The following is a 14,895-nucleotide window of genomic DNA, read 5'->3' as shown; positions in this document are numbered from 1 at the left end:
CGGGTCCTGCACTGCGTGCACGGAACCGACAAACTGGTCGTGCCGTCCGGCTGCCCGACCTTCATCAACGACCTACGACGCGAACGCGCGCACATCGCCAACATGATCAGCCAGTTGCAGAGCTCACAGGGGATGCTGGACTCGATCCTCGACGCGGCCCTGCAAGAAGAGGCGAAGGAGACACCACAGCCCGCGACAGGCCGCACAAGACGGCCTGATCGGAATCCCGGCGGCCTTCACGTCAACAGTCGTACTGCGTCCTGGCGCTGAACTCGGCAGGGGAAAGCAGGGCATTGACTGCGGCAAGGGCGAGAATGGGCCGACCAGATCGCCTGCGCCCCGACCCGGAACTGCTGCGCCTGGCCGCCGATCCTTGAGGTAGTCGTCCAGCAGGGCGCCTCGGCGGCTACCAGTGGAACGTGGACGGCACCCGCGCGTCGCCGCCGACCTGCGCGCCCTGGCCGACGCCGCGGCATCTGCCGGAGCTGGCCTGCGAGAACGCCTGTGGGGCGCGGAAGGCGCGCAGGGCGCGCAGCCGCCTCCGGGAGCAGGCGAGTCGTGGGTCGAGCCCCTCCCCGGCCGGTCCGGCGAGGCCCGGTGGCTCAGGATGGCACGCACACCGTCTGGAAGGGCTCGCCGGGCAGGTACTGCTCCCACTCCTCGGCGCTGAGCGTACGACCGGCGCGAGCACAGGCGGCGGCCACCAGGTCCGCGGGTTCGGCCACGCCCCACACCCGGAAGGTGTCGTCATCGTTCACCGTGGCCAGCACACCGTCGCCGAACTCCACCTGCGAGACCCTGCTACGGCCAGGGAGAGCGGCGCCGACCTGCTCGTGCGTGGCCACGTCCCACAGCCGGACGCTCTTGTCGTCGCTCGCGGTGGCGAGGGTGGCGCCGTCGGCGCTGAAGGCCACGGCGGTGATCACGCCGGAGTGCCCGCCCAGGTCCCGGCCGAGCTGCTTGCGGGAGGCCAGGTCGATCAGCCGCGTTCCCGTGTTGCCGGCCACGGCCAGGGTCCTGACGTCGGGGGAGAAGGCGACGCTCTTCGCCCTGCTGATGGGCGGGCCGGCCTCGGCCCGGGTGGCCAGCTCCCACAGCTGGGCGTTCTCCCCGATGTCCACCGCGGTCAGGTATCTGCCGTCGGGGCTGATGACCAGCTGCGCGATGTTCTCGGGGCGGACGATGCGGTCGATCCGGCGATGGGTGCGTGTGTCGAAGATCCATATCTCGGGCTTCGCATCGGTCTGCGGGTCCGGTGTGAGCGCGATGGCCAGGGTCCGCCCGTCCGGGCTGTAGGCCGCCGGCCCGATGACGTGGCGAGGGGTTCGCACCGAGCTCACCTGGCGCCGGCCGGCGACGTCCCACCAGGTCAGCTCGGACTCCAGGCCGATCGCCAGCGTGCCACCGTCCGGGCTGCGCACCGCGGTGTTGATGGGCTGCCCCGGCCTGATGGTGAAGATCGGCGTTCGTGAGCCGAGGTCCCAGAGCCTGACGTGCCGCGCGTCGGAGGTCAGGAGGCTGCGCCGATCGCTGCTGAACGTCGCGGCGCGCGCGGTGGTGCCTGCCGTGGGCAGGGGAGCTCCCAGCTGCCGGTGTGTGAACGGGCTCCACAGCCGCAGCCCGTCCAAGCCGCCGGCGGCCAGGAGCTTCCCGTCGGGGCTGAAGGCCACGCTGTACAGGCCGATCGTGTGACCGGCGAGCCTGGGACCGAGCTCCTCACGCGTGGCCAGGTCCCACAGCCGGACCCGGCCGCCGTCGCTCGTGGTCGCCAGGACCGAGCCGTCGGGGCTGAACGCCACGCGGATGCCGCCGATCTGCCTGTTCATGAGCGGCTTGCCGATGGGCCGCCATGTGGCGACGTCCCACAGGCGCAACGCGTGGCTGCCGGTGACCAGCCGCTTCCCGTCGGGGCTGAAGGCGAGGTGGCTGATGCCGGCGGGGGAGAGGTGCGCTTCGAGCGAGGCGACCTGCCTGCGCGAGGCCACGTCCCAGACCCGGGCCTCGGTCTCGCGGGAGGAGTGGGTCGCCAGCAGCCTCCCATCCGGGCTGAAGGCGACGGCGCCGGCTCCGGGAAGCGCGTCACCGACCTGTGTGCGCGTGGCCACGTCCCACAGCCGCACCCTGTCGCCGCCGGTGGCCAGGAGCCTGCCGTCCGGACTGAACGCCACGGTGCCGCCGCCCCGGAGCGGCTCGCCGACCTGCTCGTGCGTGGCGGCGTCCCAGATCCGCACGTCCTCGGCCGCCGCCGCGACGAGCTGGCCGTCGCTGCTGAACGCCACCTCGGTGACCATCTGCTTCTGACCGGTCAGGGAGCCGGTCGGACGGTGAGTCACAGCGTTCCGGAGGGTCACGACGCCCTCGTCCCCGTTGGTCGCGAGGACCTCGCCGTCGGGGCTGAAGGCCAGCGCGAGCGCCGGGCCCGGCCTGGTGAAGACGGCGGGCCCGGCGAGCGCGTTACGGAGGCTGTGGCGGGCCTCCTTGGTCGGCGCGAGCCGCCAGGCGGTGACCGCGAGCAGGTGTCCGACCGTCGGCTCGGTGCCGACGAGCCGGACGCTCTGCGTCGCCAGTTGCCGGGACAACGCCTGCCGCTTCTGCGCCTCCGCCCGCTCCCGCTCCCTGTTGGCCTCGCCCGCGGCGGACACGGCCGAGACCGCGCCGGCGAGAGCGACGACGAGCAACGTGACCAGCGTGACCAGCGCGCCGCGCCGCATCTTCCTGGATCGGGCCAGCGCCCGCCGGCTGGAGTCGAGGAAGTCCCGCTCCAGCCTGGTGAGTGTCATGTGGCGGCGCTCGGAGCCGGCCCAGCTCTCGACCGCCTGCAGCCGGCTGCCGCGCAGCAGGTCGCCGTCGCCGCGGCCGTTGTCGTCCCAGTGGCGGGCGGCCTGGCTGAGCTGCCCGACGACCGCCAGGCCCGGTCTCTCCGCGCTCACCCAGCCGCGCAGGCGAGGCCACGCGCGCAGGACGGCGGGACGGGTCAGGACCATCTGGCCGTCACGCTCGGAGAGCACGTAGGAGAACGCCCGGAGGATGGCCCGCAGGTCCTGCCCGCCGTACTCCAGCTCGGCCACGGGCACCGGGCGGGTCGTCTCCATGTCGTACTCGTCCAGGGTGAGCAGCCGCAGGAACACTCCGGGCACCAGGCGCCGCTGCTCCTCCGGGAGCGCGGTGTAGGCGTCCTCGGCGATCGTCCCCAGCCCTGGGTCCAGGCCATCGTCCGAGGCGATCTGCCGCGCCCGCTCACTGCCCGCCCGCAACAGCCCGGTCGCCTCGCCGTTCCCGCTGACCAGGGCGAGCAGCAACTCCCGGGCGGTCGGCCGCGCCTGCGGCTCCTTGGCCAGCGCCGCCGCCACCAACGGGCGCAGCGCCGGCGGCAACCCGTTCACGTCGGGTATGGCCGACAGGACCTGGTGGATCACCGCGGCGGCGTTGTCCCCGGCGAAGGCGTCCCTTCCCTGCGCGGCGAAGAGCACCACGGCGCCCCACGCGAACACGTCGCCCGGCGCGCCCGCCCGCCGCCCGCTGAACGACTCGGGTGGCATGTAGGCGGGCGTGCCGGCGATCAGTCCGGTGGACGTCACCGACATCTCCTCGGTACGCGCGATACCGAAGTCGATCACCCGCGGGCCGTCCGGACCGAGCAGGACGTTGTCGGGCTTCAGATCACGGTGGATCACCCCTGCCTCGTGAACCGCGGCCAGCGCGGTGGCGATCGCCGTGGCCAACCGGTGCAGGTCGTCCCCCGCGAACGACCGCCCATCCCGTACGGCTGCGCGCAGGCTGGGCCCGCTGACGTACTCGCTGACGATGTACGGCCGCGGGCCCGCCAGATCGGCGTCCAGCACCCGAGCCGTGCAGAAGGAGGCCACCCTTCGCGCGGCCTCGACCTCCCGGGCGAATCGGTCCAGCTGCGTGCGGCCGCCGTCGGCGTGCAGGAGCTTGAGCGCCACCCGGGTGCCCTCACCGTCGTACGCCTCGTAGACGACACCCTGGCCTCCCTGCCCCAGGCGGCCGGCCAGCCAGTAGCCGCCGACCGTGTGCGGGTCCTCTCCCAGCAACGCTCTCATCGTCGCTGGGACGCGCACCTGCGGCCAAGGGCTCGGGCGTCCGGAGGCCGCCGGCGGCGGCGCGGCCCCTGCCCGGGAACTCGGGCCGGCGCCGGCTGTAGGTGAACGGACATCTCTCTTGCTCATATGGGGTCATCCGTGGTGGGTGGAGACGTCAACCGGCTGCCGCGGGTGATGAGGGAGGGCGGCGCCGACCACGTCATGATCTTCTGGGAGCGCGGCTCAGTAGTCGGCGACCGAGATCTTCACGCGGACGGCGCCGTCGTTGTCGCGCAGGCAACCGTCGGCGTCGTTGACGCGCAGCTGGAGGAAGCCCGCCTGGCGCGCCTCGATCAAGGCCCTGCCGCCGACCCTGTAGTGGTCGTTGTTGATCCTCGCGATCATCGAACCGTGCGGGTGCCTGCTGAGGATCTTGCACCCCTGGTGGATCCGGCGGTCGATGCGCCAGTCGTAGCCGGCCGAGGACACGTAGGGGAACTCGCGGTAGTCGACCGTCCACCGGCCGCTGGCGTAGTGGATCCGCACCATGTCACCCGGCTCGACGTAAACGCCCGCGTTCTGCCAGCCGCTCTCGGAGCTGATCACTTTACTTTTGCCGTAGTGCGTCGTGGCCGAGGCGGGCGAGGCGGCGGCGAGGACGCAGCTGCCGGCGGTGAAGGTAGCGAAGAACAGGGTGGCCAGCTTCGATTTCATATGATGAATGCCTTTTCCTGTCTATTCAGGTTCGCCGTACATGTGGGTTGGATAGCGTCCGGGGGAGGAAGGTTCGCAGCCTTGCGATCTTTTTCGCCTCGCTCAACGGGCTCAATGGGCTCAACGGGCTCAACGGGCTCAACGGGCTCAACCGCACGACCCGCGAGTCAGCTGGTCGTACGGGCCGTGCCGCCGCGAACTCCTCATGCGCGTGGGCCGGAAGCGTGGCTGGCAGGGGAGCGCGCGGCGGCAGTTGGGGGGATCCGGCGCTGCTCCATTCGGCTGACGGGCCGATGCGGGAGCGTAGCCGGGTGGAAGATCTCACCGAGCTGAGCCACCTCGTCCGCGGTGAGCGCGTCGAAGACCAGGTGTCGCACGGTGCGCACATGACCCGGCGCGGCCGGCTGGATGGCCGCCGCCCCGTCTCGGTGATGCGAACGAAGGCGTCACGGCCGTCGTCGGGCACCCTTGTCGAGACACCAGGTCGCGCTTCTCCATCCGGGTGACATGGTGGGCCACCCGGTTGCGTTCCCACTGCGACAACGCCGCCAGGTCGGAGATCCGGCTTCGTCCCTCGGCGGACTCGCTCAGCACGACGAGCACCTGGTAGTCGGGGTTGGACAGCCCTGAGTCGGCCTGCAGGTCGCCATTGACGGTGCCAGCAGCTCCACGTTGATTCCACTGCCGCCACATGTTCTGCTCGTCGTCATTCAGTTCCGGGATGTCGTTCGTCAGTGAGCATTTGATTTGAGTAGATTGCGGCTTATGTCCTAGTAGGTACCTCGCCAGGTTGGGTGGTTTCGTCTGTTATGCGCTTGGTGAGGTTGTTGATCGATGCGAGGTGGAGCATGGCCTGGGAGCTGGTGGGGAGGTTTTATATAGCGGGTTGAGCAGCAGGCGTAGGAACACCATAGAAGGCCCGGTCAGACACCATGGCCGAGTTTTGGCGCCGCAGGGTGGAGCAGGCGAGGGACGGGACGCCGGCGCCGTGAGCAGGCCGTTGACGTCGCGAGAAGTGAGTTGGTGGAGCGGGACCCGTCCCAGCAGCGGGACGAGGTAGATGCGGATGTGCGGGGCGTAGCCCTGCCGGGTCGACGGACGCACATCGTCCTTCGTGGCCAGCCAGCGTGCCGGCCACTGCCCGAGCGTGCATCCGGCCCCTGCCCCGTCGCGGTCGGCAGCGCCAGGGCCCGGCCCTCCGCCTGGGCTTCCTCGGGGCCGGCGTAACCACCTTGCCGGACGCGCTGCCGCTGCCCGTTCAGGCCGCGTACCTGCACCGCGAAATACCAGCTGCCGTGATCATCAACTACCGGCAGCCGCGGACACGTCGTGCCTCGCTGACCCGGACTGGTACTCGCGGGCCGGGCGCGATGCGTGGCTGGGCGAGGGCGACGAGCTGGTCAAGGCCGTCGGGCACCTTCGCGACGACGGGGAACCGGAGGTTCGAGCGGCACTCGGCGTCGTTCTCGACGGGATCGCGGCTCGTATGTGCTGAGCCGTGGAGGAGCCGGCGCCCACGCGCGGCCTGCTGAGAATCGAGGCCAATGGCGGCGTCGAGGACCGGTGAAAGCCGGGCCGTCTACATAACATCTACATGCCACTGGCAAGAACGATTCAGTATACGTTTTCTGCTCGCTGCGGAGTGCGCGAGGCCGATGGCGGCTCCGGGCGCAACGCCGTTCCATGGCGGCCGGCGAGGCCCGGCAAAATGTGAAGATGGGACCCAAAGTGCGCAGGCCCGCGCACCTGCTCCCAGCGGAGCCTGATTCTCCGCCATGCTTCGTGTGAAGACCGTTGCTCAGTGATTGACCCTGGCCGGTGACAACTTGACAGGATCAACCATTGCATATGAAATATTGGCCTAAGTGTACGGCCGCAACAACCGCTTCTGGTGCGGGTCTCGCCACTGCCTTTCTGCGGACTCTGAGGTGCTCTATGACCAAACGGATGGGCTTGGTCTTCTGTGCTGGTCGATCTGGACTCGACCGGAGGGATGTTCTGCTGACGCCATTCGGGACGGCGATTCCGGAACCGATGGGGCATTAGCAGCAGTGCTGCGGCAAACGTCAATTCACTGTAGGGGCGGCAGCTCGGGGGATGCTGCAAGGTCAAAGCTTCTGCGCCAAAGGGGAGAGCATTGGCTAACCGGGCTTCGACAGAGCCCTCGAACGAGCTCCAAACGGGGAACGCTGCGCTAAGTGAAAACTTCCACCCAGAGCTGACGGACGTCGTGGACGTCCCCATTCAAGACCTTTTGCCGGCGGATACGCCTAGAAGCGCTGGGGAGGATCTCACCCACATAAACCTTCTTGCCGGGTTGGACGCTGAACTGCCTTCGATTATCGTCCACCGGTCCACGATGCGGGTCGTGGACGGGATGCACCGGCTGCGGGCGGTAGCGTTGCGCGGCGATAAAACGATACCGGTTCGGTTTTTTGAAGGTGACGAGTGCGACGCCTTCGTCATCGCGGTCAGGGAAAACACCACTCATGGTCTTCCGCTTTCGGTGGCCGATCGCACTGCGGCAGCCGGCCGGATCGTACGATCGCACCCTCAATGGTCCGACAGGGCCATTGCCAGGATCGTCGGATTATCCGCCCAGACGGTCAGCAGCATACGCAGCGTCATCCTCCCGCGAGAGGCCCAGCCGTCTGCACGGCTGGGACGTGACGGCCGGGTCCGTCCGATGGACAGTACGGCGGGCCGGATCCGCGCCGCCGAACTGATAGAGGCCGAGCCCCACAGCTCGCTACGGAGGATCGCCAAGGAAGCGGGAGTCTCACCGAACACCGTACGCGACGTGCGTAACCGGCTGAGGCGAGGGGAGGGCCCCTTGCCCGGCTCGTCACGGTCAGTCGAGGTGACCGAGGGTTCCCTGCCTCCGGACCAGCCGGCCGCCGTGAGCGTTCAGCTCCAGGACATCGCCCTCGGGGCCGCCAAGGTGCCGAGGTCGATGGGGTCGCCGAAGCTCGACCAGAGTCGCAAGTCACCACTGAACACCCTGATCAGGGATCCGGCACTGCGGTCGGCGGAGCGTGGCCGGCTGCTTCTGCGCATGCTGAGCGCGAGCGCCACTCTCGTGCCGACCAGGGCGCAACTCATCGACGCGATTCCCGAGCACTGCGTCGAGCTGGTCTACCAGGTGGCCAAGGAGAGCGCCGCGGCTTGGGAGGAGTTCGCGGAAGACCTCCAACGGCGTACGGAGCGCGACAGAACGAGTGCTTCCGCGCAACGAGAGTGTTAGCGCCACGGACGGCCGCGGGCAGTTGCCTGCCCCAGGATGCAACCGGTTGCGACGCCGGGAGCGTCTCTGGTGAGGCGGACGTGCCGGCGACGGACCGGCCGTGAGCGGCCGGTCCTCGCGTCGGCTGAGGGTCTGATCGGGGCGCCACATCCGATCAGACCCTCAGCAGTCCCTGGCTCACCTCGTAGAGGTGATGGACGAGCCGGTACTCCTCGCCGCGGAAGAAACCGAGCCTGTTGGCGTGCATGCTTACCAGATGGGACAGGACGGGCGAGATCGCCCCTGTGGGAGCCGTGAACGCGGGCACCCGCGGGCGTGCCTGCTCCAGGGCCGCGAGGAAGTCCTCGCGCCACCGGGCGAGCCCTCCACCGGCGCCGAGAGCGGCATGGGTGCCGAGGAGCAGGGAGCGCAACCGCTTCTTGCGCCCGTTGAGCTCGCGGTTCAACAACTTCCTGTCGAGGTGCCGCAGCCCGGCGAACTCCTGTGCGCGGGCGTCGCGCATGCGGTGGAAGACCGCTGTGCGGACGTGACGCTCGACCCCTATGCCGGTGAGGAGAGTGTCCACGCTCAGGATCGCGAGGTCGCGGTCGTCCAGTGCTGCATGCTGGTCGGCGGCGCAGGTCTCGCCGGTCAGGCCGAGCAGCCGTACGATCATCGGGGTCTCGGTGCAGAAGATTCGCTCGCATTCCGCCGCGGCGGCTCCGCCGTACCACTCGATGTCGCGTTCGCAGCCGGTCACCTGGATGTCGGTGATGAGCCCTTGGTCCAGCAGGCCCGCGACAGCGGGTACGGGTGGACGCGGAGCGGCCCCGCCATCGGCGCGGACGTGAACCAGCAGATGTGGCCGAGGAGCGGGGCAGCGGGAGAAGTGCCACTCCAGACCCTCGGCGCCGAGCCCCCCGGCCAGGTGTTCCAGGGCGAGGTCCTGCAGCGAGGGCAGACCGTACAACTGGAAACACCACCACTCACTCTCGGGTGGCAGCAGCCGGGGGGAGAGGCGGCTCGGCCCTCTGTCGTGGCGTGGCGGAGCAGCGGGTTCCGGTCTTGGGGGGTCCGCCAGCAGGGAGACGACGACCTCGGTCATGAACGGCGCGCCGCCGGGACCGCGCGCCGCCGCGTGAGAGCGGCCGGGCAGCGGCTCCTCCACCGCCGTCACGCCCTGGCGCATCTGGTGGCGAAGCAGCTCGATGTCTCTGGGGGAATCCAGGTTGAGCAGCAGACGATTGTCGGATTCGTGCTCGCCCGCATAGACGTGCCGCGGCACGGACCAGTCGGTTCGCCACTGCCGCAGGTCGGCGTCCGGATCGGGAGCGCCGTCCCACCGCTCGGGCAGCCGCCACCGGGCCGGGGCGAGGACCGCTCTGCCGATGCGGACACGCGGAAGCGCGGGCCGGTCGATGAGTTCCCCCCAGCTCCAGGCCGGCCGCCACAGGTCCTGTTCGGACAGTTCGAGCAGAAACCGGATCGGGTTGGGGGCGACCGGCGGGACCACCATGCCGGGTGTCCGGGCGATCACCCTTGTGCCGAGCGTACGGGACCTCGCATAGAGGCGGCCGTGCTCCCTCCCCAGTCCGTGCTCCAGCCCCACGACCAGGTCGGACATCGGGAGCTGCCGTCCGAGGCCGGCGGGTGGGATGCCGAACGCGATTTCGGCGGCGCGCAGCCTGGGCGCCAGCATCATGTTGCTCACGTGCTCCTTCGCGTGACCGGCTGGATGGGCATAGCTGACGTCGGCGATCACCACGTCGGAGCCAGCGCTCTTCTCGTGTGCGGCGCACCTGCGCAGGTGGTCGTCGAATCCGGCGTTCAGCTGCCAGAACCGGCCGAAGGCGCTACCCGCGGGGACGCGGGCTCCCGTCGGGGACACCACGGCGAGCCAGCCGTCGTCTTCGGCGGCCCCTTGGGCGAGCATCAGGAACAGGTCGGCCGAGGGCGGGTGATGCGCGCCACGGGGCCGCAACGGCTCCAAGTCCCCGAGGGTCAGCACGACCTCTCCCCTCTCGGCGGCCAGGGCACGCAGGAAGCCGATGTTCCTGGTGGCGGGCTCGGGGGCCACTCGCGCCCGGGCGGGCGCAGGATGCTCGTAGGTCGCCGGCGGCCCCAGACCGAGGTGATCGTCGAGCAACTCGAGGATCGGCACTTCGCGGTCGCCGTAGCGGTCGGCGAACTCCCCGGCGTAGGCGTTGAGGTGAGGGAACCCGGGCTCCGCAGGGGAAAGGCAGAGGAGTGCCAGGAAGGCATCCTTCGCCGTCTCCGCGAGTTCGCGGGGGACAGTGCCCGAGATCGGCACGCTCATGTCGACCTGGAGACACCGCTGCCGGTCGAGCGTGGCGCCGTATACGGCGAAGAGCGATTTGAGGGGTTCCAGGCCGGCGCCCAGCGGTGAGGCCCGGTAGGCATCGACCCGCGCCGCGGTTTCGCGCACTCGTTCGGCACCCGGCGACGACCGTCCGGCGACCTTCTCGCGGAGCGTGGTCAGCGGATCGCCGCCGGACAGGGAAGGCCGCAGCGTGCTGAGGAGCACGCCCTCGCCGACCAGTTCATCCAGGAATCGGCCGCGTGCGTCCGCGGAGAGGTCCGGATACTCCTGCGCGAGCTTGTCCGCGATGATGTCGTATGCGACAGGCGTCCGCGCCCAGGAGAGGACCTTCTCCAAGGACTCGCTGCCGCGAAGGGAGAACGTCTCCTCCCCCTGCTTCGTCCTCAGCGGACCGCGGTCGGGCAGGTAGACGCGGCGGCCGTGGACGTGCAGCGCCGGGTTGGCGAACAACTCCAGCTCGCCTCGGTGCCGATCCTCTCCCTCGAGCTCCCGCGCCAGCGCCTGGACCTTGGTGAAGTCGAGTCTGGCCCACCGGCGGCAGTCCTCGCGCCGTCCCACTCGCAACTCCAGCCGCGAACCCCACGCGGCGACGCCGACCCCGCTGAAGAGACCGAAAGGAGTCGGTCTGGTGGTGGCCCGGCTGTGATAACGGGCGAGCGCATCGAAGAGCCTGCGGCGCCGGTTGACCGGCACCGCGGCAGGGGCGGCGGCGTACTCCTCCAGCTGCCGCGCCAGCGAGGGGCTGGCCACCCACAGCGCCTCCAGCAGAATCGGGTCGTCGACGAACGCCCGCGCAAGCTCATCCTCGCATGCCGTGCCCTCCGGCATGGGCATGAGGGGAGTCCGCACCATCACCGTGGGAGCCACTTCGTAGCGCGGGAGGTCGAGAAGGGCCGGCGGTTCCGCACGCCCTTCGGGGGGCGCCGGCTGCACACCCGGGCGCATGGTCAGTCTTCCGGCAGGAGGGCGGCGCCCGCGACGCGGGCGAGGGTCGCCTGGGCGGCCGGTGCAATGCCGAGCCGATTCCAATGGAAGATCACCACGTGGGTGAGGACGCCACGCAGGCCGCGGCCGAGGCGGCCGGCCGCGGAGGCCTCGCCGAGCCGGCGGCCGGCGGTTTCAAACGCCCTGAGCCAGGGCGCGGCGAAGGAGAGTGGCTTGCCGGGTGTGAACAGCACGCGGCTCGCGCCGGGGTCGGTCAGGTGGGCCCGCAGGCTGTCGGTCACCATGCCGTCGTGCGCGGCGTCGGGCCGTCCGGGCCGCAACTCGGCCACCCGCGCGAAGACGTCGCCGCGCTCGAACAGATCCAGCCCGGCCGTGGACAGCAGGGCGCTGAGAAGCAGGGTCGACAGCGTGGCCCGCCTCAGTCCGGGGTGGGTGCGACGGCAGTAGTCCAGCACCCCCCGGCTGTCGGCACAGAACAGCTCGTGGATGACGTCGATGCCTTCCAGACCTCCGAAGGCGGCTGTCTCCGGCTCGTAGAAGGCCGGCCACCAGCGCGTCAGGAGCCCGGCCTCGGCCAGCTCGTTCAGCGCCTTTTCCACGGGGGCGAAGTTCGTGTCAGGCAGCCGTAGCCGCAGCCGCCAGCAGGGCTGTTTGCGCAGAAACCACCATCCCGTGACTGCTCCGTCGGCCACGAGGTCGTCGAGGAGCGGTCCGAGCCGTACGGCGCCAGCCGTCTCCGCGGCATCCCAGTCGGAGAACTCGACGCTGACCTGGTACCAGTCGCGCTCGCTGCGCTGTTCCAGTGCGGAGAGCCCGGCCGCCTGATATACCTCCAGCGCTTCGCCCAGGTCCGCCGGCGGCAGGCTGTGCTCCGCGGCGGCTTGTTCCAGGTCGGTGCCCGCCATGACCGCGAGCACACCTGCCGCCAACTGGTACGGCCGGGAAGAGGTGAGGTGATCGGCAGACATGGATCCTTCCAAAATGCGGGGAATGACAGGAGGCATGGGGCTGCCCATGTTCCTGCTGCTCACTGGCCGGGTGAGCGTAACCAAGGCGTCGGCCTGTGCGGTAGATGCCTTCGCACTGTGCGTCGAACAATTTGAAAAGATTTCAGTAATCCATGCATATTATTTGTGCAACTGAATGATATGGGCAGTTGCACGCAAGCGCGTGCGCGGAACGGAATGCCGTTCCGCGCTCCCGGGCCCGGCCGCCACGGTTCCCCATGCCCTCTGCGCAACTGTCCAGAATGAGCAATTGAACGTCGCCCGCCTGGCGTGACCGCAGCCGGCGAGTGTGCAATTCAAGGATTTACGTCCCTGGGGTGCCGGCTGTTCGAGTGCGCCGTTATTGACTCTCTCCTGCGTCGAAACTAACTTCTGTATCGCCGGAGTTCGCCGGAGCTCGCCGGAATTCACGGGAGTCCGCCGGAGTTCAACGCCTAGCCCGGGATCGAGGGGAAATGAACGGTCAGGAGTCCGTGAGCGTCGAATGCGTTCCCGTTCTCACGAGAGACGAAGAACGCCTCCTCGACGCGGTGCTGGCGGCGCCTTTCTCCTATGTCTCGACCGATGGGCCGGTGTGGCGTACGGCTGCGATGCGTCAGCGGATCGTGCAGGACGAGCGGAGATCGCATCTGGTCGTCCGGCGGTCCGGGGTGCTGATCGGCGCTGTCAGCTGGTCGATGATGCAGACGCCTGGCGTGGCCCGCCTCGCTGTGACCTCGAACGACGACGAGTCGTGGAGCTCCGCCGTGGCCGCGCAGGCGATTCGGGGCGCAGTGGGCATCCTGTGCAGAACGCACGAGGTGGTCCGGGTGGAGTTGCTCGTCGCCACCTATAACCAGGTGCTGCTGGAATACTTGGTCGAGTACGACTCCTTCATCATCGAAGGCGTGCTCCGGGATCGGTTCTTCATCGACGGGAAATTCTGGCCGGCGGTCATCTGCCGGGCGAACCTCGAAAAATTCTCCGACCGTGATCGACATGTCCTGGAAAGGCGCGGTGATGTCATCAGGGCACTGCGCAAGAAAACTCTTGAAGATTTGACTCAGGGCAACGACCATGTGTCGTGGACAGCGTAATCACGCCATTTACTACCTTTGAGCCATCGCTGGAGACAGCGATGTTCCCATGGTTGAAACAAAAGTCAAGGAAGGAGTGATAGACATGGACCTCGCCAACGTGATGGACCTCCAGGGCACCGAGATCGTGGCCGACGGCATCGAGCTGCCGGCCAGCGCCAGCAGCGAGACCTGCTGACGCGGGTAGGTGGGCGGTCCGCCGTGCGATCTCGCGTGGCGGGCCGCTCACCGGCTTCCCATCCGTCCCAGACCACCAGACTGGAGAGGACCGTCATGCCTAGGTGGCAGCTCACCCCTGTTAGCCCGTTAAGTGTCAGCTTGGGCCTGCCGCGCCGGGTGGTTTCCAACGCCGAACTCTGCGAGACGCTCAACACCAGTCCAGCGTGGATCGAGCGGAAGACCGGCATCCGGGAGCGGCGTTACCTGTCCGGCGACGAGAGCATCGAGGACCTGGCCGTCGAGAGCGCGGACAAGGCGATCCGCCAGGCCGGCCTCACCCCCCGGGACATCGATGTGCTCGTCGTGGCCTGCAGCACGCCGGACTGGATCATGCCGTCCCTCGGCGTGATCGTGGCCGATCGGCTCGGCATTGAGACTCCGCGCATCGTGGACATCACCCAGCACGCGTGTTCTTCGTTCGTCTACGCCACCTACATCGCGGCAGGTCTTCTCCAGGAGCCGGATCTGAGCAACGCCCTCGTGGTGTGCGCGGAAGCCGCCTCGCGTGGCACCGATCCGGCGGACCGCCGCGTGCGCGTCTTCTTCGGTGACGCGTCCGGCGCGGCGGTGTTCACCAAGACTCCCGGGCCGCACGGAATGCTCAGCTACGACCTGGGCAACGCCTACTCTCCTGGTGTCGCGCTGGCGGGCCCCGCTCTGCTGAACCACCAGCGGGCCACGCCGGGGGGCGCAATGGACAGCCCCTATCTCACCATGGATGGGCCGCTGGTCTGGCAGGAAGCCGGCACCCGGGTGCCGAAATCCATCAACGCGGTCCTTGACGCGGCGGGCGTCGAGCTGGACGACGTCGACGGGATCGCCATTCACCAGGCCAATATCCGGCTCGTCGAGCACATCATCGAATCGATGGGTGCCGATCTCGGCAAAGTGGGCATCTCCGGTGACGTTCTCGGCAACACCGGCGCCGCGTCGCCGCTGACCTCCCTGTGGCGGCTGGCCGCCGACGGCAGGGCCAGGGCGGGAGACACCATCGTCATCGGAGCCATCGGCGCCGGATTCCTTTGGGGTTCCCTCTGTTTCCGTTTGCCCTTCGACATAAGCGTGGACGCGTGACCCATGGACGAACTTCGCAAGCTCTTCCTCAGCCTCTTCGCCGACCTGACGGCCGGTGAGACTCCTGATGACGACACCGTCGTCTTCGGCCGGGACAGCGAGTACGGCCTGGAATCGATCGACACCCTGAGGTTCGCCTCCGCCCTGCTGCCCGTCTACGGCGACAAGGTGTACGACCTGAAGGTCGAGAACGTCAGCTCCCTGCGGAGCATCTACGACCAGCTGCAAGCGGGATAGGCGCCCGCGTGAAGGG

General features: G+C 68.9%; 10 protein-coding genes and 2 pseudogenes. 6 read left to right on the top strand and 6 right to left on the bottom strand.

Annotated features, from left to right (window positions below; translation table 11 throughout):
* A pseudogene (locus IO39_RS57090) lies at window positions 1–270 on the top strand (hypothetical protein); the annotation flags it as partial.
* Between the two features lie 332 nt (window positions 271–602).
* Here IO39_RS57090 and IO39_RS51470 read toward each other — a convergent pair.
* The 4 genes and pseudogenes from IO39_RS51470 to IO39_RS58385 form a co-directional block, all read right to left on the bottom strand.
* The gene (locus IO39_RS51470; protein WP_052424015.1) at window positions 603–4,055 is read right to left on the bottom strand and encodes a protein kinase domain-containing protein; all 3,453 of its coding nucleotides are present in this window, start codon (window positions 4,053–4,055) and stop codon (window positions 603–605) included.
* A gap of 231 nt (window positions 4,056–4,286) precedes the next feature.
* Window positions 4,287–4,757: a hypothetical protein gene (locus IO39_RS40560; RefSeq protein ID WP_043635887.1), complete on the bottom strand. Its 471-nt coding sequence runs from the start codon at window positions 4,755–4,757 to the stop codon at window positions 4,287–4,289.
* 770 nt (window positions 4,758–5,527) lie between these two features.
* Window positions 5,528–5,628: pseudogene (locus tag IO39_RS55390) on the bottom strand (IS5/IS1182 family transposase); the annotation flags it as partial.
* A 1,323-nt stretch (window positions 5,629–6,951) separates the two neighbouring features.
* On the bottom strand, window positions 6,952–7,248 hold the full coding sequence (locus IO39_RS58385) for a hypothetical protein (RefSeq protein WP_245642564.1): 297 nt from the start codon (window positions 7,246–7,248) through the stop codon (window positions 6,952–6,954).
* A gap of 408 nt (window positions 7,249–7,656) precedes the next feature.
* On the opposite strand from IO39_RS58385, the gene IO39_RS59995 reads away from it, so the two are divergent.
* Window positions 7,657–8,001: a hypothetical protein gene (locus IO39_RS59995; RefSeq protein WP_245642563.1), complete on the top strand. Its 345-nt coding sequence runs from the start codon at window positions 7,657–7,659 to the stop codon at window positions 7,999–8,001.
* A 154-nt stretch (window positions 8,002–8,155) separates the two neighbouring features.
* Here the strand turns inward: IO39_RS59995 and IO39_RS40550 are convergent, their stop codons facing one another.
* Both IO39_RS40550 and IO39_RS40545 read right to left on the bottom strand, forming a co-directional pair.
* Window positions 8,156–11,350 carry a lantibiotic dehydratase gene (locus IO39_RS40550; protein ID WP_157549617.1) on the bottom strand — a complete coding sequence of 1,065 codons (3,195 nt, stop codon included), beginning with the start codon at window positions 11,348–11,350 and terminating at the stop codon, window positions 8,156–8,158.
* On the bottom strand, window positions 11,269–12,234 hold the full coding sequence (locus IO39_RS40545) for a thiopeptide-type bacteriocin biosynthesis protein (RefSeq protein WP_043635882.1): 966 nt from the start codon (window positions 12,232–12,234) through the stop codon (window positions 11,269–11,271). The genes IO39_RS40550 and IO39_RS40545 overlap by 82 nt, the downstream gene beginning before the upstream one ends.
* Between IO39_RS40545 and IO39_RS55385 the strand changes: the two genes are divergently transcribed.
* The 4 genes from IO39_RS55385 (at window position 12,233) to IO39_RS56340 (ending at window position 14,879) form a co-directional block, all read left to right on the top strand.
* Window positions 12,233–12,409 carry a hypothetical protein gene (locus IO39_RS55385; protein WP_157549615.1) on the top strand — a complete coding sequence of 59 codons (177 nt, stop codon included), beginning with the start codon at window positions 12,233–12,235 and terminating at the stop codon, window positions 12,407–12,409. The genes IO39_RS40545 and IO39_RS55385 overlap by 2 nt on opposite strands.
* 319 nt (window positions 12,410–12,728) lie before the next feature.
* On the top strand, window positions 12,729–13,349 hold the full coding sequence (locus IO39_RS40540) for a GNAT family N-acetyltransferase (RefSeq protein WP_043635879.1): 621 nt from the start codon (window positions 12,729–12,731) through the stop codon (window positions 13,347–13,349).
* A gap of 318 nt (window positions 13,350–13,667) precedes the next feature.
* The gene (locus tag IO39_RS40535) at window positions 13,668–14,642 is read left to right on the top strand and encodes a 3-oxoacyl-ACP synthase III family protein (RefSeq protein WP_169789208.1); all 975 of its coding nucleotides are present in this window, start codon (window positions 13,668–13,670) and stop codon (window positions 14,640–14,642) included.
* A 3-nt stretch (window positions 14,643–14,645) separates the two neighbouring features.
* A complete protein-coding gene (locus IO39_RS56340) occupies window positions 14,646–14,879 on the top strand; it encodes a hypothetical protein (RefSeq protein ID WP_043635876.1) in 234 nt (77 codons plus the stop codon).
* Window positions 14,880–14,895 lie beyond the last annotated feature (16 nt).

Origin of the sequence: Nonomuraea candida (assembly GCF_000725485.1) — a bacterium.
In the GTDB taxonomy this organism is placed as follows: domain Bacteria; phylum Actinomycetota; class Actinomycetes; order Streptosporangiales; family Streptosporangiaceae; genus Nonomuraea; species Nonomuraea candida.
Note: the sequence above shows the minus strand (reverse complement) of the source record. Positions and strands in the feature narration are given on the sequence as shown.

Excerpts from the sequence above, each read along its gene's own strand:
- IO39_RS40560 (WP_043635887.1), bottom strand. The coding sequence starts at position 4,757 with ATGAAATCGAAGCTGGCCACCCTGTTCTTCGCTACCTTCACCGCCGGC.
- IO39_RS58385 (WP_245642564.1), bottom strand. The coding sequence starts at position 7,248 with ATGAGTGGTGTTTTCCCTGACCGCGATGACGAAGGCGTCGCACTCGTC.
- IO39_RS55385 (WP_157549615.1), top strand. The coding sequence starts at position 12,233 with ATGGATCCTTCCAAAATGCGGGGAATGACAGGAGGCATGGGGCTGCCC.
- IO39_RS40545 (WP_043635882.1), bottom strand. The coding sequence starts at position 12,234 with ATGTCTGCCGATCACCTCACCTCTTCCCGGCCGTACCAGTTGGCGGCA.
- IO39_RS40540 (WP_043635879.1), top strand. The coding sequence starts at position 12,729 with ATGAACGGTCAGGAGTCCGTGAGCGTCGAATGCGTTCCCGTTCTCACG.
- IO39_RS56340 (WP_043635876.1), top strand. The coding sequence starts at position 14,646 with ATGGACGAACTTCGCAAGCTCTTCCTCAGCCTCTTCGCCGACCTGACG.